The sequence below is a fragment of the Tenacibaculum maritimum NCIMB 2154 genome (assembly GCF_900119795.1).
Taxonomy (GTDB): Bacteria; Bacteroidota; Bacteroidia; order Flavobacteriales; family Flavobacteriaceae; genus Polaribacter; species Polaribacter maritimus.
Window position 1 is genome coordinate 97,500 of the sequence record NZ_LT634361.1, and the last position, 26,259, is coordinate 123,758.

A 26,259-nucleotide genomic window follows, 5' to 3' on the forward strand; every position below is an offset into this window, starting at 1 on the left:
GTACAAAAATTAGTTAGATATAACTAAAGCAGCTTTTTTTTAATACTTTTCTTAAAAAAAGCTATCAAAAATAATGGTTGTTTACACTTAAGACTTATTTTGATAGCTTTTTATTCAATGAAGAGGTAGCAGTTAAATAATCTCCATTTTTTTTAATAAAAAAGAAGCATTCATGTTTTTACAAATGCCTTTTTTAAAGGTGTAATCAAAATGTAATTCATCATTAACAATCTCAGCATCAAAATAATAATTTTCAATCTCAGAAAACGCGTCAGCTAAATCGCATAAACTGATATCATGCGTAGCAATAATTCCGGTAGATTTAGAAGCGCTTAATTTTTCCACAAACTTCTTAGAACCAATAGCTTTATCTTTGCTATTAGTGCCTTTTAAGATTTCATCAAGAATAATAAAATAATCTTCTGTTTTAATTTGATTTACAATGAATTTTAAACGCTTTAATTCAGAATAGAAATAAGAGGCATCATCTGTTAACGAGTCCGAAGTTCTCATGCTTGTTATTAACTTAATAGGGCGGTAAATAAACTCTTTACCACAAACAGGGAGCCCACAATTAGCCATTATAATAGCTAAGGAAATGGTTCTAAGAAAAGTACTTTTTCCTGCCATATTAGCTCCTGTGATAATAAAAAACTGCTCTTTATCAATAATGAAATTATTATCAATTCGCTTTTCGGTATTTAATAAAGGATGCCCTAGTTGAGTAGTTTTAATTACCGATTTGACATGCGATATTTCTGGGAAAGTATAATTAGGATGATTATAAGCGAAGTTTGCTAATGAATTTTGAGCGTCAAAAAAAGTAACAACCTCAAACCATTTTTCTACTGTATGGCGGTATTTTGTAATCCATTTTTCAGTTTTACAAGAATTATTTAGATCCCATAAAAACAAGGCATTTCCTATAAGCGCAATCAATAGATTATTTCTTTGATCAAAGGCGTCCAATATTTTAGCAAATTCCTTGAATATGAGAGAAGCTTTTTTATTTTCTGATTGAATAACTACTTGTTTTTCCTGTAAGATTTTAGAAGTAAAATTTTCATTTTCTATTTCATTTAATAATTCATGATATTGTTTAAAGGTTTCTCTTACTTTGTCAGTTTCTGTATATAGCCCTTGTATTTTTTTTACATAAATTCCAGTCACAGTCAGCCCTATAAAAAACCAAAGGAGAAATAAGGAAAAAGAAACTATTTGAAAAGAGAGTAAGCCTATCAAGACAAAGGATATCGACGAAAAAAAGATTGGTAAAAAAGCTAAAAAACTAGGAAACATATTGGTGTAGTTATGAATCCACTTTACCATATCCTCAGTATTGTTTTTATGAGTAGTTAAGCTAGCTAGAGCATGGAAATGTTGTCTCCATCTAATTTTATTAGCAAGCTCTTTTATAGCTTCTTGTTTATTTGGAATGGATTGAATATTATTAGCAGTAAGTAGCTTTGCAAAAGCTGCTTGCCCTTCTTTGGTAGCAGTTCGATTTGTGTACTGAAAAAAAGAGCCTTCACCAAATAAATCAATATCATTGCTATAGTAATGGTTGGGATTGATAAATTTATCTCCAGTATCTAAGGTATGGTAATTGCCTTGTAAAATAGCAATCTCAGTTTCATTGATTTTTATTTTTGCATTAATTAGTTTTTTTTGCCGCTGTAAGTTAGTATGTTTTACAATGAGAATGGCAAATATCCCTATTCCAATGAAACTAACTAATAAAACATCAGGAAAGATACCGAAAGTAGTATAGATGCCAAAAGCAGTAGCTAAAAACACCGAAAATCTAAATATACTGATGTTTAATAGTTGCTTTTTTATAGTCAAAAGTTTTTGCTCAAATGTTGCTTTTTCGTTGGTGTAAAACTGTAAAAGATTATTTTTCATTGACCTTATTATTTATTGGGTAAAAACGAACTTACTTTTGTATTTATAGCAGATAGGTACTGGAACTTTGCTGGAAAGCAATTAAAATTGAAATGGAGTTTCTTTTCAAGTTCCTTAGAAGCAAAAGCTTCCCAACAGGCTTTGGTAAATCTTAAATTAGGTAATGTAAGTTTTGCTTTATAAGCATATAAAATTTCAAATTCCTTAGAGGTATAATTAGTGAGTTTTTGTAGCTCTTTCCTTCCTTTATGTTTTCCTGAGCAAACTAAAGAATAGCGTGTGTTTTTACAAAAATAATTGTATAAATGAGCACATAAAGCAATGATGTTTACCTGAGAAGGAATGCTAAAATCACCCCATATGACTACTTCATCAAAAGTAGAAACATCTTCTAAAAAAGCCATTTTTTTTATGGTACGATCAAAATAAGCTAAACGAGGAATACCTTTATATTGCTCAAAATAGGCATATCGTTTGCTCCAAAAGTCATCAGAAAAAATAGCCTCAGATATAGGCCCTTCCGTAAGTGCTTCTTTGAATAAAAGAATGTGTCCTTTGATTTCGGATTTTTTAAAAAGATCCAAAGCATTTTCATCACTAAAAATATGTAAAATATTATCCATCAATTTCTTTTTTTGCCGTTTTAAATTCCTGAGGCGTGTTTGCATTTCTAATTAAATAATCGTCAACTTCAATGATTTTAACATCCGTATTAATTAACATTTTACGGGGGCAAGAGTACCCTTGTGTTAAATATTCAAGTAATTTTATATAAGCTTTGGGTTCATAAATAGTAATCAAAGGTTCAGGAAAATCTTTGTTTTTACCTTTCACGGTGGTAGCTATTTTGGATGGATCTCTTTCTTTTAATAGCAATTCAACTAAATCATGGCTCACAAAAGGAAGATCAGTAGCAAGAACTAGCCAAGCCGAATTTGGGTCTTTTTGAAAAGCAGCGCAAATACCACCAAAAGGACCTAAATTTAAAAAAGTATCATGGATTTCATTTGTATTGTTACTAATTTCTCTGACCGAATAAAAGGTTTCTAAACTTTTACTTTCTAAGAGCTCTTTTAGGTGCTTTTTTTGAGGTTTTCCGTGGTAATTGAGTGTTGATTTATCAGTTCCCATACGAGTACTTTTTCCACCAGTTAAAATGAGCCCTTTTACAGGAGCTATTTTTTGTTGAATTAAGTGCTCAATATGATGGCTAATTAAATCCATTTGATGAATGCCGTAGCAAGGTTTGCTTTTTATATCAGGATATTTTTCCTCTAAAAAAGGAAAGTAGGTTGAGTTTTGATGTTGTTTTATTACAAATTGAATGTTTTTCAGTTGCGCTAGTCTCTTTAAAACAGAGGCTTCTTTTGCTTCATCTAAAATTAAAATTTGTTCAGTTCCTTGATAATGATTTCCGTTAATAAAAAGATAATCAAATTGAGCAAACTGCAAGCGTTGTTCAAATTTATTAACAAGCTTAGTTGTTTTTATTTGAAGGTTTCCTTGATGATGGAAGGTAAATTCTGATAAATTATTGAGGGGTATATTTTTTGCATGTGAAGCATCAAAATAAGCTAATTTATAGCTGGTTAGCCTATTAGAAATTTCATGTACCAAATCAGAAATAATATTACATTTTGCACCAAGAATGGCTATTTCATTAGCAGCAAAGTTGCCCGTATTTCTCCTAGTTAAATTTGTATGTTTTTGATGAATGCTCATTGTTTTATTCCGTTTTTTTAATAGCTGATTTTCCTCCTGTTTTTTCAATTAGCTGTACATTCTTGATAATCATTTCTTGAGAAATTGCTTTGCACATATCATAAATAGTAAGGCAGGCAATATTAGCTCCTGTTAAGGCTTCCATTTCTACACCTGTTTTTCCTTCAATGGTAACCTTACAAAAAACAGCAATATGCTCTGTATCTATAATATCAATATCAATATCAACCCCATTAATAAGCAATGGGTGACACATAGGAATCAAGTCGGATGTTTTTTTTACTCCTTGAATACCAGCAATAATAGCCGTTTGAAAAACGGCACCTTTTTTAGTAATTAGGTCATTATCGGTAAAATGAGAAATGATTTCTTTTCCTAAAAACATTGTAGCCTTTGCAAGAGCGGTTCTTTTAGTAATGTTTTTGTTGGAAACATTAACCATTTTAGGCTGGTTTTTTTTGTTTATATGTGAAAAACTCATTTAAAAAGTTTTAGTATTAATGTTTGTTTGCGGTGTGGTATTAACGATATCTAATGATAGGAAATACCGCTCCTTTTTTAAATTCATTTTTTGTTGTTTTAGGCAAAATGATAAAAGCATCACCTGTTACTAAGCTAGCTAAATCTCCAGAACCATTTCCTTTTATAGGAGTTGCCATTAGTACTCCAGAATGCATGCTTAGTTTTACTTGTAAAAAATAAGTTAAATTAGGAGTAAAAGAAACATTGTTTGTTAAAGTAGCGGTTTCCTCTACTGCCTTTACTTGTAAAGAGTTATGATACCAAGGATAAAAATAGGCTAAACAATTTACAAAAGTAGAAATAGGGTTTCCTGGAAAGGCAAAAACAAGAGTATTATTTTCTTTTGAATTAGAATTTAAGGAGCCAAACCAAAAAGGTTTACCAGGGCGTTGTGTAACTTTATGGAAAAGTTTTTCAACCCCTAATTCACTTAAAACATCAGGTAAAAAGTCAAACTTACCTTTACTTACAGCACCACTAAATAGCAATACATCATATTGCTTTAAGTATTGTCCTATTTTATTTTTTAACACCTCTTTACAATCTGCTATATGAGCTGTTTCAGTAGTAATATTTAACTGCTTTAGTAGGGCGGCTATGGTAAATACATTAGACTTTCTAATTTGATGGTTTTCTGGATTTTCTTCAACAGAAACCAGTTCGTCACCAGTAGAAATAATTAGTATTTTAGGAGTTGCTGCTATGACTACATTTGATTTGCCCACTGTAGCTAAAACACCTATTTCTGCTGCTGAAATGATACTGTTTTTAGGAATTAAAAGCGCTCCTTTTTGCTTGTCTTTTCCTTGTTGGTGTATGTTTTGAAAACAAGTTATTTCTTCTAAATGAACTTGAGCAATTCCATTAGCAATGCTAATATCTTCATAGCGGATGACGGTATTGCAATTAGCAGGAAGAACTGCGCCTGTCATTACCTCAATGCAATGCAAGTTATTTATCATTGTTAATTGTTTGCTTCCAGCGGGTTGCATCCCCTCTATCTTGAAACTACGTTGTCCGTTTTGAAAAGCATCGAAATTGATAGCAATTCCATCCATTGCTACTCTATTAAAAGGAGGAAAGTCTCTATCGGCTATAATATCCTCTTTTAAAACTTTGCCAAGTGACTCCATAAAAGGAACACTTACCGTTTCAAGATGAACGCTATTTTGTAAGACAATGCTTTTTGCTTCTTTGACGCTAATCATAATTTTTAATACTTTGTGATATCGTTTTTTAAGGCTGATTTAATTTCTTTTGCTATCCTCCAATACTACTCATGCTTTCAGAAACACTCCCTTTTTTACGGTTTATTTCTGCAATAAAACCATTTTTTGGTTTTTGTTTTACCAATGATGAAAACAGGGTTTTTAGATCATCATTACTAGCGCCATTCCTTATAAAGTCACGTAAATTAAACACCCCCTCGTCAAACAAGCAATTTTTAAAAAGTCCCGTTGAGGTAATTCTAATTCTATTACAATCATTGCAAATAGTTCTAGTAAAAGCAGGAATTATACCAATGCTACCTTTGTGGTTTTTGACTGAAAAATTATGGGAAGTGGCAGATTTTTCGGTTTCTGTTTTAGTAATATTAAAAGCGGATTTTATTTCGCTTAAAATTCGGTTGTAATTCCAAACTTCTTTAGTTTCTCGAAGTCCCTTTCCGTTAAAGGGCATTTCTTCAATAAAACGAACAGCTATATTTTTATGCTGAGTAAGTGCTACAAAATCATTGATTTCATCGGTGTTAAAACCAGATTGTACAACCGTATTTAATTTTAAATGCAGCGAACTTTTTTCAAGAGCTTCTAATGTTTGGTAAACTTCAGGGAAAACATCTCTACGTGTAATTGAGTGAAATTTTTCTTTTTGTAAACTATCAATACTTAAATTGATTGTTTTTACTTTTTTTAATTGTTCAATTTTTTCAATATGTTTAGAAATTAAAGCGCCATTTGTAGTAATGTTTATAGTATCTAATAAATCATTAAAGGATAGCATTTCTAAAAAATCAACAAAGCCTTTTCTAACAAAAGGTTCACCGCCAGTTAGGCGTACCTTCGTAACTCCTAGTTCTGTAAGTATGCGTATAATACGGTACATTTCTTTATAACTAAGAAGGTCTTTTCGTGGTACTATTTCAATTCCATGCGCAGGCATACAATATTGACAACGCAGGTTGCAGCGATCAGTTACAGCAAGCCGTGCGTAGGTTATTTGCCGCCCAAAATTATCCATCAATTTCCCCATAGTGTAAAGGTAATAATAAAGGAAGCTTTAATGCGTTAAAAGAAAGAAAAATCGTATTTTCGTTTTATGCCAACTCCGTTAGAACTTCAAATAAAAACCTTGCCTAATTCACCAGGGGTATATCAATATTACGATAAAAATGACACCATTTTGTATGTAGGAAAAGCAAAAAATTTAAAAAAAAGGGTTTCTTCTTACTTTACTAAAAATCATGAATATGGTAAAACAAAGGTACTGGTAAAAAAAATAGCTATGATTAAGCATATTGTAGTAGAAACAGAAACAGATGCTTTATTACTAGAAAATAGCTTGATAAAAAAACACCAGCCAAGGTATAATGTTATGTTGAAAGATGACAAAACCTATCCTTGGATTTGTATTAAAAAAGAACGCTTTCCTCGTGTCTTTTTAACAAGAAATATAATCAAAGATGGCTCTCAATATTTTGGGCCATATACTTCGGTACGTACAGTACGTGCTTTATTAGATTTAATTAAGGAGCTATATCCTTTAAGAACTTGTAATTATGATTTGAATGAGCGGAATATTGATAGTGGAAAATATAAGGTGTGTTTAGAATATCATTTAGGAAACTGTAAAGGACCTTGTGAATCTTATCAAACAGAAGCAGCTTATTTACAGGAAATCAGAGAAATTAGAGGAATTATAAAAGGAAATTTTAAAGAAAGCTTAGAAAAGTTTAAAGAAATGATGCTTGACTTTGCTTCTAAAATGGAGTTTGAAGAAGCTCAAAAAATAAAGGACAAGGTTGGTTTGTTGGCAAACTATCAAGCTAAGTCAACAGTAGTAAACCCTTCAATAAATAATGTTGATGTTTTTTCCGTTATCTCAGATGAAGAATATGGGTACTTGAACTTTTTTAAGATAGGGAATGGTGCTATTATCCAATCATATACTACAGAAATCAAAAAAAAATTAGCAGAAACAGATAAGGAGTTGTTGGAGCTTTTTATTATAGAAACAAGGCAACGATTTCAGTCATTATCACGTGAAATTTATGTGCCTTTTAAAGTAAATATAGGAAATGATATTAAGGTAACAGTTCCAAAACTAGGAGATAAAAAGCGGATTGTAGATTTGTCTATAAGAAATGCAAAATATTATAGGCAAGAACGATTTAAGCAAATGAAAATTGTAGATCCTGATCGTCATGTAAAAAGAATTATGACGCAGATGCAAAAAGATTTGCGTTTGCATGAAGCTCCAAGGCACATAGAATGTTTTGATAATTCAAATATACAAGGAACAAATCCAGTAGCAGCTTGTGTTGTTTTTAAAGATGGAAAGCCAAGTAAAAAAGACTATCGTCACTACAATATAAAAACGGTGGAAGGTCCTGATGATTTTGCTTCTATGGAAGAGGTTGTTTTTCGAAGGTATAAAAGATTACTAGCTGAAAACCAGCCATTGCCTCAACTTATTGTAATTGATGGAGGTAAAGGGCAGCTTTCGTCTGCGTTAAAGAGTTTAGAAATATTAGGGTTAAGAGGAAAAATAGCAATTATTGGTATTGCAAAACGATTGGAAGAAATTTATTATCCAGGAGATTCTGTACCCTTATACCTAGATAAAAAATCGGAAAGTTTAAAAATTATTCAATACCTACGAAATGAAGCACACCGATTTGGTATTACTTTCCATAGAAATAAAAGAAGTAAAAGTGCTATTCATTCAGAATTGGAGCAAATTCCTAACATAGGAAAACAAACAATCACTACTTTGTTAACAAAATTTAAATCAGCAAAACGTGTTAAGAATGCTACTTTTGAAGAGCTTATGGCTGAAATAGGCAATGCAAGAGCAACAAGTGTATATGAATACTATCATCCAAAAAAATAATATGAAAAAGTTTTTAAGTTTATTGTTATTACTCACCTCACTAGTGATATATCCTCAAAAAAAACAACCTAAAGTGGGGTTGGTTTTAAGTGGAGGTGGAGCAAAAGGGTTTGCACATGTAGGAGTTTTAAAAGAATTAGAAAAGGCAGGAGTTCAAATTGATTATATAGGAGGAACCAGCATGGGAGCAATTGTAGGTGGATTGTATGCTAGTGGGTATTCAGCAAGACAAATAGAAAAGATTGTCACGGAAACGAATTTTTACACAATTTTACAAGATAAAATACCTAGAAGAGCAAAAACTTTTTTTGATAAGGAAAATGGTGAAAAGCACGCCATATCACTTCCTATTCGTGAGAATGCTATTGGGTTACCGCAAGGAGTTTCAAAAGGGCAAAATGTATTGAACTTTTTAACAGAATTATTAGCTCCAGTAGATCATATTACCAATTTTTCTAAACTACCAATTCCTTTTTATTGTTTAGCAACAAATGCAGAAACAGGAGAAGAGGTTTTGTTAGAAAATGGCTTTTTGCCCTTAGCATTAAGAGCCAGCGGTTCTTTTCCTACCTTATTGCATCCAGTAGAAATAAATGGCGATTTATTGATTGATGGGGGGATTGCTAATAATTTCCCAGTGGATGTGATGAAAGAAAAAGGGGTTGATATTATTATTGGAGTTGATGTGCAGGGAAAGTTGGTAAATAGAAAAAAATTAACATCAGTAGTTGCTATTTTAAATCAGATAGTAAGTTATAGAATGTATGAGAATAGTGATGAAAAAAAGAGAAATGTAGATGTATATATGCATCCAAATGTGTTAGATTATACAGTGGTTTCTTTTGATAAAGGAAAAGAAATTTTGAAGGAAGGAGAGCGGGTTTCAAAACCATTGAATGTTATTTTTACTAAAATAGCAAAACTTCAAACAACAAAACGAAGCATTCAAAGGGCTAAACCGAATAATGATAAGTTTTTGGTAAATAAAATAAGCATCAAAGGAAATAAGAATTATACCAAAGATTATATTTTAGGAACATTAAAAATAAAAATGGGAGATTCTATTACTTACCAAGAGTTGTCAAAAAGGATTAATAGCTTAACGGCTACTAAAAATTTTCAAAGGATAGATTATCATTTTAAAAAATTGAATGAAGGAAAAAAGCTTACATTGAAGGTAAAAGAAAGTGATGTTCGTGCAAGATTAAGGCTTGGTTTACACTATGACTTGCTATATAGGTCAGGGGTATTACTAAATTATAATCACAAGAAAATTTTTCTGAAAAATGATGTACTTTCTTTAGATGTGGTTGTGGGAGATAATATTCGGTATAATTTAGATTATTTTGTAGATAATGGGCTTCGATGGAACTATGGTTTCAAATCGAGATACAATAGGTTTAAAACTGCTTTTGCGTTTAATGATGAAGTAGTTAATGAAATTGATGTTACTTATAGAGATTTTACAAACACATTGTATGGGCAAACTACTTTTGATAAAAAGTTTGCTTTTGGTGTAGGGGTGGAAGCTAAAAATTTGCGTGTTTTTTCTCAAACATTAAAAAATAATTTAGAGCGGTTTACTGTTTTTGACGATAGTAATTATTTAAACGGATTAGCGTATTTAAAGCTAGATACTTTTGATGACAGATACTTTCCGTCAAAAGGAGTGTATGGTAATATTGGGTTTAAATGGTTTTTATGGTCAAATAGAAATGAAAATATTAAAAACCGTATAGATGATAGTAATGCCTTTAGTCGATTTTCTCAATTAACAGGAACCGTTAGTTTTGCCACAACATTTTGGGAGAGGTTGACTTTTCAATATACATCAGAAGCTGGATTTACATTAGGTAAGGAGGCTTCGAAGGTATTTGATTATCGCCTTGGAGGATACAATAAGAATTATATTAATAATTTCATTCCTTTTTATGGATATGAAATTGGAGCTCTGAGTGAGCAGTCTTTTTTGAAATCAGAATTTCAATTTCGCTATTGTTTTTTAGAGAAGCATTACGCTTCTTTTATTGCCAATTATGCTAGAGTAGGAGAAAACGTTTTAAAGGGTGGAAATCTCTTTGAAAACACCAAATCAGGTTATGCTTTAGGGTATAGTTTAGAAACTTTTTTAGGGCCTATTGAACTAAAATACACATGGTCACCAGATACTTCTGAGAACTATTGGTTATTTAATCTTGGTTTTTGGTTTTAAGTGTGGTATGAATTCAAAAAAAAACCTGTTTATCTATTCTGATAAACAGGTTTTTTTTGATATACAAAATGCCTTACTTATTTTTTATAATAGAATTTATAATGTAAGTATGTATAAGCATCTCTAGGTAAAATTTTAATCCACTTTTTGTACTTTAAAAACCATCTTAATCGTATAGATGGTACACCTTTGGTAAGGTATGCTGCTATAAAAGGATGTACATTTAATGTAATTTTCTTATAGTCTTTTTTACTATTAAGTAATCTTTCTAGCTCAACTTCAATTTTATCTATTAAAACAATAGGAGCTTCTACCTCACCGTTTTTATTCGGGTTAGGCTCTCTTGTTTTTATTTCTAATTCAGAACGAACGCGCTGACGAGTAATTTGTACCAATCCAAATTTACTAGGAGGTAAAATTTTATGCTTTGTTCTATCAAGAGCCATTTCTTCTTTTAAATGTTGAAATAACTTTTGTCTGTTTTCAGCTGTTTTTAAGTCAATAAAATCAACTACAATGATTCCCCCCATATCTCGTAGTTGTAATTGACGTGCAATTTCAGAAGCTGCAATTAAATTAACTTCTAAAGCAGTTTCTTCTTGATTACTTGCTTTATTAGAGCGATTACCGCTATTTACATCTATGACATGCAGTGCTTCGGTATGTTCAATTACCAAATAAGCACCTTTGCTCATAGAAACTGTTTTCCCAAATGAAGTTTTAATTTGACGTTCAATTCCATATTTTTCAAAAATAGGAGTATCTGAACGATGTAGTTTTACAATATTTTCTTTTTCAGGAGAAATTTCCTGTAAATATTCCTTAATTTCTACTTTTAAAGTTTCATCATTGGTTATGATACTAGTAAAAGAATCATTCATTACATCTCTTAAAATGGAAGATGCTCTGTTTAACTCACTCAATATTTTAGTTGGAGTGTTCGTATTTGGAATGCTTTTACACATAGTTTTCCAACGGTCTAGTGAGTTTTGTAAATCTCTATCTAATTCTGCTACTTTTTTTCCTTGAGCAACAGTTCTTAGAATTACACCAAACCCTTTAGGTCTAATGCTTTTTGCTAATCTTTTTAAACGTTCTTTCTCTTTTGGGTCTTCTATTTTTTGAGAGACCGAAATTCTATTAGAAAAAGGAACTAATACTAAATACCTCCCAGCTATTGATAATTCAGAGCTAATGCGGGGGCCCTTAGTTGAAATAGGTTCTTTTACGATTTGGACTAATAAATTTTGTCCTGTTTTTAGTACATCATTAATACTTCCGTCTTTATTAATATCATTTTCAAAACGGAAATTTTTTAAAGTGAATTCTTTGTGTTTACCTGTGCTTACTTTCTTAATGAATGAATTTAAAGATTGTACTTGAGGACCTAAATCGTGATAGTGTAAAAAACCATCTTTTGGATATCCTACATTTACAAAAGCGGCATTTAAGCCAGTTAATACTTTTCCTATTTTAGCTAAAAATATATCGCCAACAGAAAATTTATTATCATTTGTTTCTTTATTCAATTCAATAAGCTTACCATCTCTTAATAAGGCAAAATCAATATCAGAAGAATTTGAACGAATAATTAATTCTGTTTTTCTCATTCTGAAATAGTTTTGTGTCTGCGCAGTTTTAATGAGCAAACGGATTAAATGATTTGTAAACAGGTATTACAAGTATATTGCTTGTGAAAGCAATATAAATACCAGTCGAAGTCTGACGACTTCTATGTCAATGAACGTTGCAAAATGCAAATAAGAAAAAGTAAGCTACTGCTTACTTTTTCTTATGTCTGTTTGCTCTTGCTCTTTTCTTACGTTTGTGTGTAGAGATTTTAGCTCTCTTTCTTTTTTTACCACTTGGCATAATACAAATGTTTTAGAAACCTAATGAAAGGTTGGTTAATACTGTTTAATTATTTTACTACTACTTTATTCTTAACACCTTCAGTAAAAACTTTTGAAGGCTTAAAAGCAGGGATATTGTGCGCAGGAATCTTGATAGTGGTATTTTTTGAAATATTTCTACCAGTTTTTTCTGCTCTAGTTTTGATAATAAAACTACCAAAACCTCTTAAATACACGTTATCTCCACTTTCTAAAGCGTCTTTTACTTCGTTCATAAATGCTTCAACTGTTGCCAAAACATCCGCTTTTTCTATTCCTGATTTATCTGAAATTCTAGATACGATATCTGCTTTCGTCATTTTAATATATTTTGTTTACTTCCTTTAAAAATTGCGGATGCAAATATATGATAATTATATCTATTCCAAAAAGTTAAAGCTCTAAAAATATCTAAATAAATTAGTGTAATATTGCGCTGCTAATTTTTTTAAATGATTTTCTCTAACGTATTAATAAACTGGTATTTACAAAACAAGCGTGATTTGCCTTGGCGTAAAACAACTAACCCTTACCATATTTGGTTGTCAGAAATTATGTTACAACAAACTAAGGTAACGCAAGGGTTACCTTATTTTATGAGCTTTACAGAGGCTTTTCCAACTGTTTTTGATTTGGCAAATGCAGCGGAGGAAACGGTATTGAAATTATGGCAAGGATTAGGGTATTACTCCCGTGCTAGGAACCTACATTTTACAGCGAAGTATATAGCAAATGAATTGGCGGGTAATTTTCCTGATAATTATAAAGAGCTTTTGAAACTGAAAGGAATAGGAGATTATACAGCGTCAGCAATAGCTTCTATTTGTTTTAATGAGCCTACCGCAGTGGTTGACGGAAATGTGTATCGAGTACTTTCTAGGTATTTTGGAATAAAGACCCCTATAAATTCATCAATAGGAATCAAGGAGTTTAAAAGGTTGGCTCAAGAATTAATCGATGTAAAAAATCCAGCTATTTATAATCAGGCAATTATGGATTTTGGAGCACTGCATTGTAAGCCACAAAATCCATTATGTGAAACTTGCCCTTTTGCTGAAGGATGTATTGCTTTGTCTAAAAAAATGATAAAAGAACTTCCGGTAAAAGAAAAAAAGATGAAGGTAAAAAAGCGTTATTTTAATTATATTGTTTTAGTGAATAATAACCATACAACGCTTTTAAAAAAAAGAGAAGGAAAAGGAATTTGGGAGGGATTATATGAGTTTCCATTGATTGAATCTTCTAAGTATATTAATGATAGTGAATTAAAGGAGACTTTGGAGTTTCAAAAGCTATTTCCAGATGAAGCAACAGTAACGCTATTCAATACTAAAAGAATTGTTCATAAGCTTTCTCATCAGCATTTACATACTCGATTTTGGATAGTAGAAACTCATAAAGTTATTCCTTCTTCTATTTTTTGGAGGGCGATAGAAGAATACCCTGTTCCTATTTTAATAGCTAATTTTTTAAAAGAGTTCCTGTTTGAAAAAAAATAGAATTTTTTGATATCTTTGGTTGGTAAAAGAATGGAATATGGCAGGTACAGTTAACAAAGTAATATTAATAGGGCATTTGGGAGATGAGGTGAAAATGCGCTATTTTGAAGGAGGAAATGCTGTTGGGCGTTTTTCTTTAGCTACTAATGAAAGTTATACGAACCGCCAAACCGGAGAAAAAGTAGTTTCAACAGAATGGCACAATCTTGTTGTTCGTAATAAATTGGCCGAAATTTGTGAAAAATACTTAACAAAAGGAGATAAGATATATTGTGAGGGACGTATTAAAACAAGGCAATGGGAACAAGATGGAATAAAGAGGTATTTGACAGAGATACATGTTGTAGATATGTCGTTTTTATCAACTAAAAAAGACCTAACAGCGGTTAAAAATCAAGCAAAAAGAACTCCATTAGAAAAAGACATTCCAAAACCACCAAAAGAAAATCAAGATTTACCTTTTTAATTTATAAAAAATAAAAAAAACATTGGATCCAGACCCCGTCAGTTTATTTTGCGCTTTTGCAACCTTTCATTGGTTGGTAACCATGAATATAATTGTATTGCTTGCGCTGTTAATCAGTTCTGCATTAATTTCAGGAACAGAAGTAGCTTTCTTTTCAATTTCACAAACAAATTTAAATCAGCTATCTGAAGAAACAAAAGGAAAAAGTGTAGTGTTGGAATTGTTAGAAAGGCCTAAAAAATTATTAGCAACGATTTTAATTACAAATAATTTTATCAATATTTTGATAGTATTATTGTTTTCTTCTTTGGGAGAACTGCTTTTTGCAGAGTTTTCTACTACAATTAAATTTTTGATAGAAGTAGTTTTAATCACTTTTTTGATTTTACTTTTTGGAGAGGTATTGCCCAAGGTATATGCTACGAGGAAGTCAGTAGAGTTTGCTAGCTTTATGTCAAAACCTATTCATTTTTTAAATAAGTTATTAACTCCACTAAGTATTCCATTAATAAGCCTGACTAACATTATAGAAAACAGGCTAGGAAATAAAAATAATAACTTATCTGTAGAAAAATTATCAGAGGCGCTGGAATTAACTTCTGATCATACTACCACTAAAGACGAGCAAAAAATACTAGAAGGAATTGTAACTTTTGGAAATACAGAAACTGTTCAAATAATGAAACCAAGAACAGATGTTTTTGCTTTATGTGATGATGAGTCTTATGAAGGTATTTTGAATAAAATCTTAAAAAATGGCTATTCTAGAAATCCTGTTTACGCTGAAAACATTGATAATATTATAGGTGTTTTATATGCAAAAGATTTATTGGCCCATTTAGATAAAAAAGACTTTCAATGGCAACAGTTGCTTCGAAAACCATTTTTTGTGCCAGAAAATAAAAAATTAGATGATTTATTGAGTGAGTTTCAAGAAAAGAAAAACCACTTAGCTATTGTAGTTGATGAATATGGAGGAACTAGCGGAATAGTAACTTTAGAAGATGTTATAGAAGAAATTGTTGGAGATATTAACGATGAATTTGATGATGATGATTTAACCTACTCTAAAATAGATAAGGATAATTATATTTTCGAAGGAAAAATAACCATAAAGGATTTTTGTCGTGTGTTGGAAGATGAAGAGGAAGAAAAATTTGAAGAAGAAAAGGGAGAAAGTGAAACACTAGCAGGTTTTATCTTAGAAATTTCAGGTAAATTTCCTAAGAAAGGAGAGAAAATAAATTTTAATCAATATACGTTTACCATAGAAGCGTTGGATAGAAAGCGTATAAAACAAGTAAAAGTAACACGAAATGCGTAGCCTTTTTATAGTGATATTAAGTTTAATATTAATTACTTCTTGTAAAAATGAAGTAATTCCAAAGCCTAAAGGGTATTTGAGTTTAAATTATCCTCAAAAAGCATATCATGAATTAACATTAGAACGACCTTACTCCTTTGAAGTACCTCAAAATACAATAATTAAAAAATTGCCTAAAGACTGGTTAAAAGTAATATACCCTAATTTAAAAGCATCTATAGACATTACCTATAGACCTGTTGATAATAATTTAAGAGAACTTTTAATAGAAGCAGAAAAACTGGTTTTTGAACATGCTATAAAAGCAGAGCAAATAGCTTCTAATGATTTTGTAAATAAAAATACTAGAGTTTTTGGTAAGATGTACGATATTACAGGAAATTCCGCATCGCAGGTTCAGTTTCATGTAACGGATAGTACTAAACATTTTTTAAAAGGATCTTTGTTTTTTTATTCTAAGCCAAATTATGATAGTGTTTTACCCGCGGTTGATTATATTAAAAAAGATATGATTCGAATGATAGAATCTTTACAATGGAAATAATATAAGCTTTAATAAACCAGGTAAGGAGCTATTAAAGCTTATATCAAAGTAAATTAAGCGGTCACTACTTTGCGAGACTGCAACCATAAATAAAATTGAAGCCCAAATAAAATAGCTCCTGATAATAAGTGTATAGCTTGTGTGCCTATAGGGAAATCCGCATAATACATTAAAATACCCGTAATTGTTTCTAAGAATATTAGAAAAACAATCCAGTTCACCAATTTATACCCTAAGTTTTGTATTTGATTAAAGTAAAACAATCCTAAGTTAACAATAATAATGGCAATAGTAAATGAGCGATGTACATAAAATTTAATACTAGGATTCATTAAACTATATTCTTTATTTTCAAAACCAAAGAGTTTTACTTGTTCGTCTATAAATTGACGGACTTGCGTTCCTAAAGCAATTTGAATTAAAGAAAAAATGGCTGCAATAATTAATAATTTATTAAATATAGGAAGGTGTTTTTGTATAGAAACTTTTTCAGAAGTAATAAATAATAACCGAAGTAAAAGTGCTATGATGATTAAACCAGCAACCATATGTATCGTAATGATAGTAGGTTTAAGGTTGGTATCTACTACTGTTTTTCCTAACCAAGCCTCAAATAATAATAAGAAAAATGAAGCAAAAGAAAGCAGTGTGATTTCTTTATCTTTTTTCCAGAATTTTACAGAAAAAATGATCAGTAGTAAAAAAGGAAAACCAGCTAGTACAGAAGAAAGTCTATTTATATATTCAGTCCAAGTATGGTATTTGTTAAACTTGGCATAGTTATGTTTGGTGTACTTTTTCCAATGCGTTTCATTAAAACTGTTTGATGATCTAAGGTCTTTTTTAGCTACAAATAAAGTTTTGTCTTTAATGATAATCATTCCCTCATTATAGGTATGGTTAGGTTGCCATGTAATTTGATTTTCAGATGTGGGAGGAATATAATACCCAAAACATTTAGGCCAATCAGGGCATCCCATTCCAGAGCCAGTCATACGAACAACAGCACCTGCTAAGAATATTAAATAAATAGAAAAGATGGTAACTTTAACTAGTAAAGAGAAGTTTTTTTTCATTAGAAGAATGAATAGATATATGATTTATAGTAAAAGAGCTTCTGGTTTTTAGAAGCTCTTTTAAAGTTAACAATTAAGCTTTTTTACCAGCGCAAGATTCTTTCTTACAATCAGCCTTACAAGCATGTTGCTTTTTTTCTTTGGAAGAGCAACAAGGTTTTTCACAATCTTTACTGCAAACTTTTTTACCAGCGCAGCACTCTTTCTTACAATCAGCCTTACAAGTATGTTGCTTTTTTTCTTTAGAAACACAACAAGTTTTTTTACAGTCCGTTTTACAAGCTTCAACAGTTTTAGTAACTTCACTAGTTTTATATTGCTCTCCTCCAGCAATACCTTCAATAAAGCCCATGATTTCTGCTTTAGAAACTTTATTAGCATCATAGGAAACGGTAGTAATACTATCATTAAAAATAACTTTGGCATTTGTTATACCTTCCTTTTTAGAAAGTTTAGATTGGATTGTTTTTGCGCATCCAATTTCACAACTCATTCCCGAAATTTTTAAAGAAAGTGATTGTACATTAGGTACTAAAACCTCTTTTGAATCCTCTTTTTTGTTCTCTTCTTTTTTAGTTTCATTTTTACATGAAATAAATAATAAAGAGGTTAGGGCAATTCCAAATATAATCTTTTGAATTCTCATTAGTGTAAGTTATAAGGTTATGATGCAAATTTATTAATAAATACGTTGGTTTTATAAGATTTACACGACTTTTGCAGATAATTTACGGTTATATATGAACAGTCAGCAAAAAAAATGGATGTACCTGCTTATACTCTCTATAGTTTGGGGAAGTTCTTTTATTTTAATAAAAAAATCGTTACAAGGAGTAACCCCAGTTCAATTAGGAGCTTTACGAATGTTAATAACAGCGTTTTTTTTATTGCTAATAGGTTTTAAAAGTATTAAAAAAATAGAGAAAAAACATTGGAAATACATAGCATACTCAGCCGCTTTAGGAACTTTTTTCCCTGTTTTCTTATTTGCTTTTGCTATTAGAGGGATTGATAGTGCCATTGTTTCTATACTTAATTCATTAACGCCATTTCATACATTTATTTTTGGAGCGTTAGTGTTTGGGTTTTCTTTTAAGAAAAAGCAGTTTATAGGAATATTACTAGGATTAGTAGGCACGTTGATTTTAATTTTTAAAGGAGCAGCGTTACACCCAGATCAAAATTATTGGTATGCCTTGTTAATTATCATAGCTTCTATAGGATATGCTTTTAATGTAAATATCATTAAGAGATACCTATATGATTTGGATGCTTTGGCTATTACCACGGGTAATTTTTTACTATTAATAATCCCAGCATTACTAGTTTTAATTTTTTCTAATTTCTTTCTAACATTCGAAATGAATCAGGAAACAGGTGAAGCACTAGGCTATATCATCATTTTATCAGTTGTTGGAACAGGAATAGCTAAAGTGTTGTTTAATAAAATGGTACATCTTTCATCTCCCATTTTTGCGGCCTCAGTAACCTATTTAATTCCAGTAGTAGCAGTTATTTGGGGAATTATAGACGGAGAAAAGTTGAGTTTATTTCAATTACTAGCAGGAGGAATTATTTTATTAGGGGTGTATTGGGTTAATAAGGTAAAGTGAAATGTGTTTTTATATTGTTGATAAGTAGTACTTTAATAAAAATAAAGAAGCTAAAAAAAAGATTGTTAAGTTCTTAAAAAGAATGTATATTTGCATCCGCTTTTCTTTTCGAAAAGTAATATAAATAAAGTATAAATACGCAAAACAAAAAGTATGTACGCAATCGTAGAGATAGCAGGGCAGCAATTTAAAGTAGCAAAAGACCAAAAAGTTTACGTTCACCGTTTACAAGAAGCAGAAGGATCAGAAGTAGTTTTTGATAATGTAATGCTTGTTGAAGATAAAGGAAATGTAACTATTGGCGCCCCAGCTATAGAAGGAGCCGCAGTAACGGCTAAGGTTTTAGGTCACTTAAAAGGTGATAAAGTAATCGTTTTCAAGAAGAAAAGAAGAAAAGGATATAAGAAGAAAAATGGGCATCGCCAATATTTGACAGAAATTCAAATAGCGTCTATTGCTGCTTCTGGTGCAAAAAAAGCTGTAACAAAAAAAGAGGCTCCTAAAGCAGAGGCTAAGGAGGCATCTAATGACTTAAGTTCTAAAACTGTTGCAGAATTAAAAGCTTTAGCTAAAGAAAGAGGTATTACAGGATACACTTCTTTAAAGAAAGTAGAATTAATTGAAGCGTTACGTAAATAATTAACTTTAAAAACTTAAAGAGATGGCTCATAAAAAAGGTGTCGGTAGTTCGAAGAATGGTAGAGAATCAGAATCGAAACGACTAGGAGTAAAGATTTTTGGAGGGCAAGCTGCAATTGCAGGAAATATTATTGTTCGTCAAAGAGGAACAACGCACAACCCAGGTGAAAACGTTTATATGGGGAAAGATCATACTTTACATGCTAAAGTAGATGGTGTGGTTGAATTTAAGAAAAAGAAGGATAATAGATCATATGTTTCTATAATTCCTTTTGAAGCTTAAGAAAAGAATAATTTTTAGTTATTTATTATAATAACAAAAGCCCAAATAATTATTATTTGGGCTTTTTTATTAAATAATTTTTTTTACAAATAAAAAACTACATCTTTCAATGTAGTTTTTTGTCCCCATAATTAGTAATCCCTAAATTATATAATTATGAATCTGAATAGTTAAAAGTACTTACCTCTTTACTATATCCGCTAAATTAAATAAGGATTGATAGCCATTAACCGCTTTTTGTATAAATGGTCGTGTTTTATGTGTAACTGGATGCGATAAAAAAAACAGTGATTAAGTAAGTATATAAGGCCACTTTTATAATAAAGATAAAAAGGTGTAAATGGCTCTAAAAAACAAAAAAAGATATTACTAGAATTATTAATCATAAAAAAAGTACTGTAAAAACAGTACTTTTTTGTTTGTTAATCATATTGAATAATCCCCCAATCGATCAATAATGATACCTTAAGTGTTCCTTAAGGACACCACAAAGATCCCTATTTTTTCTGGTTAAAAATTTCGCTTATGTATGAATGGTATATTTTATTGTATAGGTGGTATGATAAGAGTTATTGACTTCTTTTTTATAACTATATATCCAATCTTTCTTAGTACTATTTAGTGTGAGGTAAAAGCTTTTTTTAATATATATAGAATTTACTTACTATAAGTATCATCTTGTTTATTTTGTTGTTTTTCAGTAGTTTATGTTTATTTTTTTTAAAAAAAATAAAGGTTCAAATTTGCTCATTAACTTTTTGTTAACGTTTTTTTTGCTTATTTGTTAAAGAAGTAAAAAAATAAAAAATATATGTTCTTTGTTTCCCATATATGGCTATTTTCGCGGAAATTTTTATAATATGAAGTCAAAATTATTACAAGTAGCTTCATGCTTATTATTAATGGCATGTAGTAGTAACAGCAAAGAGGAAATTTTTGAAGGATCAAAATTAAATGATTACGTAGAAAAATTACCTTCAGTAGAACAAATTGCGCCATTTGAAGAAAGAAAAGTATCTAATGATACAAACAGAGGAAGATTTAGAAACGACGACTTTGATTTAGAAGAATATGAAGTAGCGGTTGGTTTTGATGAGCAATTTTTATTCAGTGCCAATGATGAAATTTTTTATCCTGGATCATTAGTTGTCGCGAGTTCTGTCATAGAAGGAGAATATGTTCCAATAACAGTGCCAAGAGCTCCTTTGAAAATATCTACATCTTTAGTGGGAGATAAAACATCAATAACGGTTGATTCGCCTAAATTATCTTCTACAAGAGATGCAATAAGTTCATTATTAAGTGATAGAAATTTTGAGGCGCCTCCTGCAAGCTTAAGATACACAACAGATGAGGTGTTTAGTAAAAATCACTTAAAAGTAGCAATAGGAGCTAGCTATGAGGGGACATCTACTAGCGTTTCAGGAAGCGCAGAGTTCAATTATGACAAAGAAACTACAAAAATGATTGTTAAAGTTATTCAAAAATATTATACTATTGATTCTGATATCCCATCAAATCCATCAGACTTTTTTGTAGAAGAGTTTAACTTTAAATCAAAATTAGGAGATAGAAAACCGCTATATGTTTCATCGGTAACTTATGGTAGAGTTTTCTTAATGAGTATTGAGTCATCTATGAATAAGATAGACTTAGAAGCTGCTTTACAAGGATCATTCTTAAAAGGTAAGATTACTGCAAAAGCTGAATTTGAATTTAGTAAAATAGCAAAAACTTCAACAATAAAAGCAACTATCTTAGGAGGTAATTCTGATTTAGCAGGAGCTGAAATAGGAGATTTATCAGCAGTAAAAGATTTTATCTCAAAAGGAGCTTCTTATAGTAAAGAAAACCCTGGGATTCCTATTGCATATAGATTAAGAGAATTAGGAACGAATGAAGTGTTTAAGAATGTAATATATTCTAAATATACAAAGAGAATTAAAAAAGATGCTGCTTTAACTAAAAGAATATCTTTTGACTTAAATTTTAACTGGGGAGGAGTAAAAAGTACTTCAGGAGCTGATATTGATCCTTATTATATTTATATTAAAAGAATGAATAGAAAAACAAGAGCGGTTAGTGAAAATCGAGTGCCTGGCTTTGGAGTATATTACTGGACAAAAACTAGATTGGAAGGTGTGGGTAAAGATGATGTAGTATATATTATTTATAGAGATTCAGATGGAAATGATAACCATGCGTTTAAATTACCTGAAACAGCAGGTTTAATAAGAAAGGGACTTAACAATGCGACGAGCAAGGACCTTTTCCCTTATGATAGTAATCCATATATTACATCAGAATTATACCACAAAACAAGTGTGTTAAAAGTAGGTATAGAATCACACAGAATTTTTTAAAACAAATAAAAAATAAAGAAGAGCGCAATTTTAATTGCGCTTTTTTTGTTGCAATAAATCAAATAGCATCCTTATGTGCATTCTTGTATTAAGGAAGCTATTTCTTTATAAGAGATTGTGTTAAAATACAATAGAAGATATATTGATATTACGTTCTTATTTTCTTTTTACATTAATAAGAGCTACATTTGGAAGAAATAAAACACAATGTTAAGAGCAGTAATAGTAGATGATGAACCAAAAGCTATACAGAGTTTATCATGGGAACTTTCTAACTTCAATAAAGACGTTAAAGTCATTGAAACGTTTACAGATGAAGAGGAAGGAATTTCTTATTTGAATAAAAATGAGGTAGATTGTCTTTTTTTAGATATAGAAATGCCAACAATGGATGGCTTTCAATTATTAGAAAGATTGACAAATAAAAATCTAGCAATTGTTATTACAACAGCCTACAATGAATATGCAATCAAAGCCTTGAAAAATGAGGCTATTGATTATTTATTAAAGCCAATTGATTCAGATGACTTAGGAGAAACGATTACTAAAATTAAGAAGTTTCATAATAAGACTGATAATTTTCAAAAGTTTGAACGAATACTTTCGAGTTTTAGCGAAAAGTTTAATCGACGTAAAATTATATTAAGTACAGATGGAAAGCTAATTTTTTTAGATGACTCAGAAATAATTTTTGTAGAATCTGATGGCAACTATTGTTCAATTTATACCACTAATGGGAAGAAAATTGTAGTGACTAAAAAATTAAAAGAAATCAATAGTTTATTGCCAGAAGAACATTTTTTTAGAATTCATAATTCTTATGTTATTAACTTGAATAAGATTAAAGAATTTTTAAGAACAGATGGATATGTCGTTTTGGAGAATAATCATAAAATTCCTGTATCTCGTCAAAGGAAATCAGAATTCCTAGAAAAATTTTAAAAGAGTATATGAAACGTTTTGTCCTTTGTTTACTCGTTTTTCTTAATTTTTATTGTTTCTCCCAAGAAGAAACAAAAGAAATTGGTTTTATTCATGAGGTTTTTTTGAAAAAACCGAAAAGCTATTTTGAATTGCTTCGCTTTTTTAAAAAATACAACCCGAAAGTGGAAGAAATCAATGTTTTTCTTGAAGAATCAAAAAAGAGAAAATATGCTGTAGGAGAAATCTTTTCCTATAATTTTTTAGGAAAACATTATAGGAAAAAATCGTTATTTGAAAAAGCACTTAGAAATTATAACCAAGCGCTACATTTAGCAAAACGAACAAAAAATGTAGAAGGAGAAATTGTAACATTAAACCAAATAGGAGTTGTTTACAGAAGACAAGATAAAATAAGGAGTGCTCTCAATTACCACCAATCGGCATTAGAATTAGCACAGCAGCGGAAAAACCCTTCTGAAGAAATGAAGAGAAGTATTAGTATTTCTCAAAATAGTATTGGAAATATATATTTAACATTAAAACAATACGAATTAGCACTTGAGCAGTTTGAAAAATCGATAAGCTTACACAGAGAAGGAAAACAAGGTAACCTAAGAAGTTTGGCTATTAACAGTGAAAACATAGGATATGCACAAGAAAAACTAGGCTATTTAGATGATGCGTTAAAAAACTATCAACTGTCTTTAAAATACAATATTCAAGGAAACTTTACAGAAGGTAAAATAAAATGTTACAATAGCATAAGTAGTATTTTGGTTTCAATGAAAGAATATGAAAAAGCATTGGAAATTATTGAGCCTGTTTTGCCTATGGCTATGGAGTTTAATGACATGTATTACTTAGCAGAAACGTATAAAAATTTAGGGTATGTTCAGCTTAATTTAAATAAAATAGAGGAAGCTAAAAAGAATTTAAAAGAAGGGATAAGGGTTGCAACAGCGTATAAAGTAAAAACAGAAATTACAGAATCGTATATTTATTTATCAGAACTCTATAATAAACAAGGTGATTATAAAACAGCTTTTCATTACTATAAAAAATCAAAAGAAGAAGAGGCGCAAACTTTTAATGAAAGAAACTTACTTTATGTAAATGATTTAATTACCAAATATGATAGTGAAGTAAAAAGCAATCAAATAAGAAATTTAGCAAGAGAAAATGAAATTACAAAGTTAAAGCTAACAAGGAATAGAAACTTTTTAATTATCATATTGGTTTCCTTGGCATTGTTAAGTGTTGTTTGGTATTCTTTTAACAGACAACGATTGCTAAAAGATGAAAAGAAGATATTAATGTTAGAACAAGAAGCTTTACAAAGTCAAATGAACCCTCATTTTATTTTTAATGCATTGAATTCTATTAAACTATATATTATTAACAATGAGCAAAAAAATGCTGTTTATTATTTGAATAAATTTTCCAAGCTTATTCGTAATATATTAGAATCATCTAAAGTAAAAGAAGTTAGTTTACATGATGAACTTAAAACAATGAGGCTGTATATGAGTATTGAAAATATACGGTTTTCTAATGAAATTACTTATGAAGAAAAAATAAATCCCAATCTAAATATAGACATCGTAAAAGTACCCCCATTAGTATTACAGCCATTTTTAGAAAATGCAATTTGGCATGGATTGTCCTCAAAAAAAGGAGAAAAAGAAGTGAAACTGTCTGTAGATAAGATATCCAATAAATTTATTGAAATTGCAATTGTAGATAATGGTATAGGACGTAATGCTGCTCAAAAAATAAAAGCCAGTAAATCACTAAAAAGAAAATCGATAGGGATAGATTTGACTAAAAAAAGACTGCAAAACTTTACAAGTGAATACAAAAATAATTATTCATTAAAATATTACGATTTAAAAAAAGATGGTTTAATAGTGGGAACTAAAGTTTGTTTAAGAATACCATTAAGCTAATAAACTATCCAAAAAATGTATGTATCACCCATAGGTAATCATGTTATGGTAAAAGAATATATAAAAGGACTTAAAAATGCATATATTAATGCTAATGAAAAGGAGCTTTGGGAGCATTTTGAAGCTATTAAACATGGTGCTAGTAAAGAAGCATTAAAAGCGCTTAAAGAGGTGTATCAAGATGTGCCAGATGAATTGATTGATTTGTTGAAATATGTAGATGGGACTTATTGGAGGAGATATAAAGATGAAGAAATTGCGTTTTATTTTTTAGGCGCTGACCTTTGTGAGTACCCATATTATTTATTATCAACTCATGAAATCATTGAGCATAAAAATGATGCGGTCAAATATTATGCTGATTATATTGAAAGAGAATATGAAGGAGTTGCCATAGATGATAAAATTATTGATAAGGCAGCTCAGTTAGATTGGCTTCATTTTTCAGATTGCATGAATAATGGTGGAACTTCTCAGCTATTTATAGATTTTAGCCCTTCAGAAAAAGGTAAAAAAGGGCAAATAGTAAGGTTTTTACACGATCCAGATGAATTTAAAGTAATAGCAGATAGCTTTGCGTCTTATTTGAAAAAACTAATGGAGCATGACTATGATTTTATTAGCGAAGGCCTTTAAAAAGGTTCAATACTGATATTTTTTGCCATTTATTCTTATCCACTCTTTTGAGTGTTATGTATTAATAAATTCCATTTTTTCGATACATAATATCTGATGTTAGTATCTATTTTTCACCTTTTTCAATAGCAATGCTCTGGTGCTTTTACTCATGTATAAAGCACAAAGTAGTTTCTGTTCTAGGGGGTGCGGACACATTCTTAAATTGAGTTTTCCTGCCTGTATAATTATCGCTTAAGCATGCCATAAATGTGATCCTACTTTCCTCCAATTCATTTTACTTCAACCGTCCGTCAATAGGCTTTTTAAATCTTTGTTCAGTTTTATGTTTATAAAACCTAAATAGCTCATTGCATCCAATAGTCTTATCGTTTTGAAGATATTTTTGGCAAAGCAAATTTACTTTTTTCCAGTACCGATAAGCAAGGTTGGTGCCTACATACATTTGTCTATAATGATTTCTAATATTTTTCATCATTTTAGCACCTGAAGTTAGATTTACAATAAGCCTTCTTATATCCTTTTCGTTCACTGAATATAATAAGATCACCACATTCCTTCGGAGTTAAAAAATTGCCAA

The 26,259-nt window shown here is 30.4% G+C and carries 23 protein-coding genes; 13 read left to right on the forward strand and 10 right to left on the reverse strand.

The window, feature by feature from the left end; translation table 11 throughout:
* Nucleotides 1–132 precede the first annotated feature (132 nt).
* Genes MARIT_RS00505 through moaA form a run of 6 tightly spaced genes read right to left on the reverse strand, consistent with a single transcriptional unit; the run spans nt 133 to nt 6,402 of the window.
* Nucleotides 133–1,905: a MutS-related protein gene (locus MARIT_RS00505; protein ID WP_100210502.1), complete on the reverse strand. Its 1,773-nt coding sequence runs from the start codon at nt 1,903–1,905 to the stop codon at nt 133–135.
* Between the two features lie 8 nt (nt 1,906–1,913).
* The gene (locus MARIT_RS00510) at nt 1,914–2,528 is read right to left on the reverse strand and encodes a DUF1835 domain-containing protein (protein ID WP_157926159.1); all 615 of its coding nucleotides are present in this window, start codon (nt 2,526–2,528) and stop codon (nt 1,914–1,916) included.
* The gene (locus MARIT_RS00515) at nt 2,521–3,627 is read right to left on the reverse strand and encodes an NTP transferase domain-containing protein (protein ID WP_100211976.1); all 1,107 of its coding nucleotides are present in this window, start codon (nt 3,625–3,627) and stop codon (nt 2,521–2,523) included. The genes MARIT_RS00510 and MARIT_RS00515 overlap by 8 nt, the downstream gene beginning before the upstream one ends.
* 4 nt (nt 3,628–3,631) lie before the next feature.
* On the reverse strand, nt 3,632–4,108 hold the full coding sequence (gene moaC, locus MARIT_RS00520; protein ID WP_100210504.1) for a cyclic pyranopterin monophosphate synthase MoaC: 477 nt from the start codon (nt 4,106–4,108) through the stop codon (nt 3,632–3,634).
* Nucleotides 4,109–4,148: 40 nt separating this feature from the next.
* Entirely contained in the window at nt 4,149–5,357 is a 1,209-nt protein-coding gene (locus MARIT_RS00525; RefSeq protein ID WP_024741691.1) for a molybdopterin molybdotransferase MoeA, read from the reverse strand.
* A 52-nt stretch (nt 5,358–5,409) separates the two neighbouring features.
* On the reverse strand, nt 5,410–6,402 hold the full coding sequence (gene moaA, locus MARIT_RS00530; protein WP_100210505.1) for a GTP 3',8-cyclase MoaA: 993 nt from the start codon (nt 6,400–6,402) through the stop codon (nt 5,410–5,412).
* A gap of 66 nt (nt 6,403–6,468) precedes the next feature.
* On the opposite strand from moaA, the gene uvrC reads away from it, so the two are divergent.
* Nucleotides 6,469–8,262 (forward strand): excinuclease ABC subunit UvrC, encoded by a 1,794-nt coding sequence (uvrC, locus tag MARIT_RS00535; RefSeq protein WP_024741693.1) that lies wholly within the window; start codon nt 6,469–6,471, stop codon nt 8,260–8,262.
* 1 nt (nt 8,263) lies between these two features.
* Nucleotides 8,264–10,474 carry a patatin-like phospholipase family protein gene (locus MARIT_RS00540; RefSeq protein WP_100211977.1) on the forward strand — a complete coding sequence of 737 codons (2,211 nt, stop codon included), beginning with the start codon at nt 8,264–8,266 and terminating at the stop codon, nt 10,472–10,474.
* Nucleotides 10,475–10,551: 77 nt separating this feature from the next.
* On the opposite strand, the gene MARIT_RS00545 is transcribed toward MARIT_RS00540, so the two are convergent.
* Complete coding sequence (locus MARIT_RS00545; protein WP_100210506.1) at nt 10,552–12,084, reverse strand: Rne/Rng family ribonuclease; 1,533 nt, start codon at nt 12,082–12,084, stop codon at nt 10,552–10,554.
* 311 nt (nt 12,085–12,395) lie between these two features.
* Nucleotides 12,396–12,686 carry an HU family DNA-binding protein gene (locus MARIT_RS00550; protein ID WP_024741696.1) on the reverse strand — a complete coding sequence of 97 codons (291 nt, stop codon included), beginning with the start codon at nt 12,684–12,686 and terminating at the stop codon, nt 12,396–12,398.
* A 132-nt stretch (nt 12,687–12,818) separates the two neighbouring features.
* Between MARIT_RS00550 and mutY the strand changes: the two genes are divergently transcribed.
* Genes mutY through gldD form a run of 4 tightly spaced genes read left to right on the forward strand, consistent with a single transcriptional unit; the run spans nt 12,819 to nt 16,199 of the window.
* Nucleotides 12,819–13,865, forward strand: a complete 1,047-nt coding sequence (gene mutY / locus MARIT_RS00555) for an A/G-specific adenine glycosylase (RefSeq protein ID WP_100210507.1) — start codon at nt 12,819–12,821, stop codon at nt 13,863–13,865.
* 37 nt (nt 13,866–13,902) lie between these two features.
* On the forward strand, nt 13,903–14,331 hold the full coding sequence (locus MARIT_RS00560) for a single-stranded DNA-binding protein (RefSeq protein WP_024741698.1): 429 nt from the start codon (nt 13,903–13,905) through the stop codon (nt 14,329–14,331).
* 22 nt (nt 14,332–14,353) lie between these two features.
* Nucleotides 14,354–15,655 (forward strand): gliding motility-associated protein GldE, encoded by a 1,302-nt coding sequence (gldE, locus tag MARIT_RS00565; protein ID WP_024741699.1) that lies wholly within the window; start codon nt 14,354–14,356, stop codon nt 15,653–15,655.
* Nucleotides 15,648–16,199, forward strand: coding sequence for a gliding motility lipoprotein GldD (gene gldD, locus MARIT_RS00570; protein ID WP_024741700.1), 552 nt, complete (start codon nt 15,648–15,650; stop codon nt 16,197–16,199). Before gldE ends, gldD begins: the two co-directional genes overlap by 8 nt.
* 53 nt (nt 16,200–16,252) lie before the next feature.
* Here gldD and MARIT_RS00575 read toward each other — a convergent pair whose 3' ends face one another.
* Nucleotides 16,253–17,275, reverse strand: coding sequence for a COX15/CtaA family protein (locus tag MARIT_RS00575; RefSeq protein ID WP_024741701.1), 1,023 nt, complete (start codon nt 17,273–17,275; stop codon nt 16,253–16,255).
* Nucleotides 17,276–17,348: 73 nt separating this feature from the next.
* A complete protein-coding gene (locus tag MARIT_RS00580) occupies nt 17,349–17,921 on the reverse strand; it encodes a heavy-metal-associated domain-containing protein (RefSeq protein ID WP_100210508.1) in 573 nt (190 codons plus the stop codon).
* 94 nt (nt 17,922–18,015) lie between these two features.
* Between MARIT_RS00580 and MARIT_RS00585 the strand changes: the two genes are divergently transcribed.
* The 7 genes from MARIT_RS00585 (at nt 18,016) to MARIT_RS00615 (ending at nt 25,679) form a co-directional block, all read left to right on the forward strand.
* Nucleotides 18,016–18,888, forward strand: a complete 873-nt coding sequence (locus tag MARIT_RS00585) for a DMT family transporter (RefSeq protein WP_024741703.1) — start codon at nt 18,016–18,018, stop codon at nt 18,886–18,888.
* A gap of 153 nt (nt 18,889–19,041) precedes the next feature.
* Complete coding sequence (gene rplU / locus MARIT_RS00590) at nt 19,042–19,527, forward strand: 50S ribosomal protein L21 (RefSeq protein ID WP_100210509.1); 486 nt, start codon at nt 19,042–19,044, stop codon at nt 19,525–19,527.
* 22 nt (nt 19,528–19,549) lie between these two features.
* Complete coding sequence (rpmA, locus tag MARIT_RS00595; protein WP_024741705.1) at nt 19,550–19,810, forward strand: 50S ribosomal protein L27; 261 nt, start codon at nt 19,550–19,552, stop codon at nt 19,808–19,810.
* 860 nt (nt 19,811–20,670) lie between these two features.
* Nucleotides 20,671–22,173 (forward strand): thiol-activated cytolysin family protein, encoded by a 1,503-nt coding sequence (locus MARIT_RS00600; RefSeq protein ID WP_024741706.1) that lies wholly within the window; start codon nt 20,671–20,673, stop codon nt 22,171–22,173.
* Nucleotides 22,174–22,380: 207 nt separating this feature from the next.
* Nucleotides 22,381–23,115 carry a LytR/AlgR family response regulator transcription factor gene (locus tag MARIT_RS00605; protein ID WP_024741707.1) on the forward strand — a complete coding sequence of 245 codons (735 nt, stop codon included), beginning with the start codon at nt 22,381–22,383 and terminating at the stop codon, nt 23,113–23,115.
* 104 nt (nt 23,116–23,219) lie between these two features.
* The gene (locus MARIT_RS00610; RefSeq protein ID WP_159242768.1) at nt 23,220–25,043 is read left to right on the forward strand and encodes a tetratricopeptide repeat-containing sensor histidine kinase; all 1,824 of its coding nucleotides are present in this window, start codon (nt 23,220–23,222) and stop codon (nt 25,041–25,043) included.
* Nucleotides 25,044–25,058: 15 nt separating this feature from the next.
* On the forward strand, nt 25,059–25,679 hold the full coding sequence (locus MARIT_RS00615; RefSeq protein ID WP_231975170.1) for an SMI1/KNR4 family protein: 621 nt from the start codon (nt 25,059–25,061) through the stop codon (nt 25,677–25,679).
* Nucleotides 25,680–26,259: the final 580 nt, after the last annotated feature.

Bases quoted from the DNA above. Each gene is read 5' to 3' on its own strand.
- MARIT_RS00505 (WP_100210502.1), bottom strand. From the start codon at position 1,905: ATGAAAAATAATCTTTTACAGTTTTACACCAACGAAAAAGCAACATTT.
- MARIT_RS00510 (WP_157926159.1), bottom strand. From the start codon at position 2,528: ATGGATAATATTTTACATATTTTTAGTGATGAAAATGCTTTGGATCTT.
- MARIT_RS00515 (WP_100211976.1), bottom strand. From the start codon at position 3,627: ATGAGCATTCATCAAAAACATACAAATTTAACTAGGAGAAATACGGGC.
- moaC (WP_100210504.1), bottom strand. From the start codon at position 4,108: ATGAGTTTTTCACATATAAACAAAAAAAACCAGCCTAAAATGGTTAAT.
- MARIT_RS00525 (WP_024741691.1), bottom strand. From the start codon at position 5,357: ATGATTAGCGTCAAAGAAGCAAAAAGCATTGTCTTACAAAATAGCGTT.
- moaA (WP_100210505.1), bottom strand. From the start codon at position 6,402: ATGGGGAAATTGATGGATAATTTTGGGCGGCAAATAACCTACGCACGG.
- uvrC (WP_024741693.1), top strand. From the start codon at position 6,469: ATGCCAACTCCGTTAGAACTTCAAATAAAAACCTTGCCTAATTCACCA.
- MARIT_RS00540 (WP_100211977.1), top strand. From the start codon at position 8,264: ATGAAAAAGTTTTTAAGTTTATTGTTATTACTCACCTCACTAGTGATA.
- MARIT_RS00545 (WP_100210506.1), bottom strand. From the start codon at position 12,084: ATGAGAAAAACAGAATTAATTATTCGTTCAAATTCTTCTGATATTGAT.
- MARIT_RS00550 (WP_024741696.1), bottom strand. From the start codon at position 12,686: ATGACGAAAGCAGATATCGTATCTAGAATTTCAGATAAATCAGGAATA.
- mutY (WP_100210507.1), top strand. From the start codon at position 12,819: ATGATTTTCTCTAACGTATTAATAAACTGGTATTTACAAAACAAGCGT.
- MARIT_RS00560 (WP_024741698.1), top strand. From the start codon at position 13,903: ATGGCAGGTACAGTTAACAAAGTAATATTAATAGGGCATTTGGGAGAT.
- gldD (WP_024741700.1), top strand. From the start codon at position 15,648: ATGCGTAGCCTTTTTATAGTGATATTAAGTTTAATATTAATTACTTCT.
- MARIT_RS00575 (WP_024741701.1), bottom strand. From the start codon at position 17,275: ATGAAAAAAAACTTCTCTTTACTAGTTAAAGTTACCATCTTTTCTATT.
- MARIT_RS00580 (WP_100210508.1), bottom strand. From the start codon at position 17,921: ATGAGAATTCAAAAGATTATATTTGGAATTGCCCTAACCTCTTTATTA.
- MARIT_RS00585 (WP_024741703.1), top strand. From the start codon at position 18,016: ATGAACAGTCAGCAAAAAAAATGGATGTACCTGCTTATACTCTCTATA.
- rplU (WP_100210509.1), top strand. From the start codon at position 19,042: ATGTACGCAATCGTAGAGATAGCAGGGCAGCAATTTAAAGTAGCAAAA.
- rpmA (WP_024741705.1), top strand. From the start codon at position 19,550: ATGGCTCATAAAAAAGGTGTCGGTAGTTCGAAGAATGGTAGAGAATCA.
- MARIT_RS00600 (WP_024741706.1), top strand. From the start codon at position 20,671: ATGAAGTCAAAATTATTACAAGTAGCTTCATGCTTATTATTAATGGCA.
- MARIT_RS00605 (WP_024741707.1), top strand. From the start codon at position 22,381: ATGTTAAGAGCAGTAATAGTAGATGATGAACCAAAAGCTATACAGAGT.
- MARIT_RS00615 (WP_231975170.1), top strand. From the start codon at position 25,059: ATGTATGTATCACCCATAGGTAATCATGTTATGGTAAAAGAATATATA.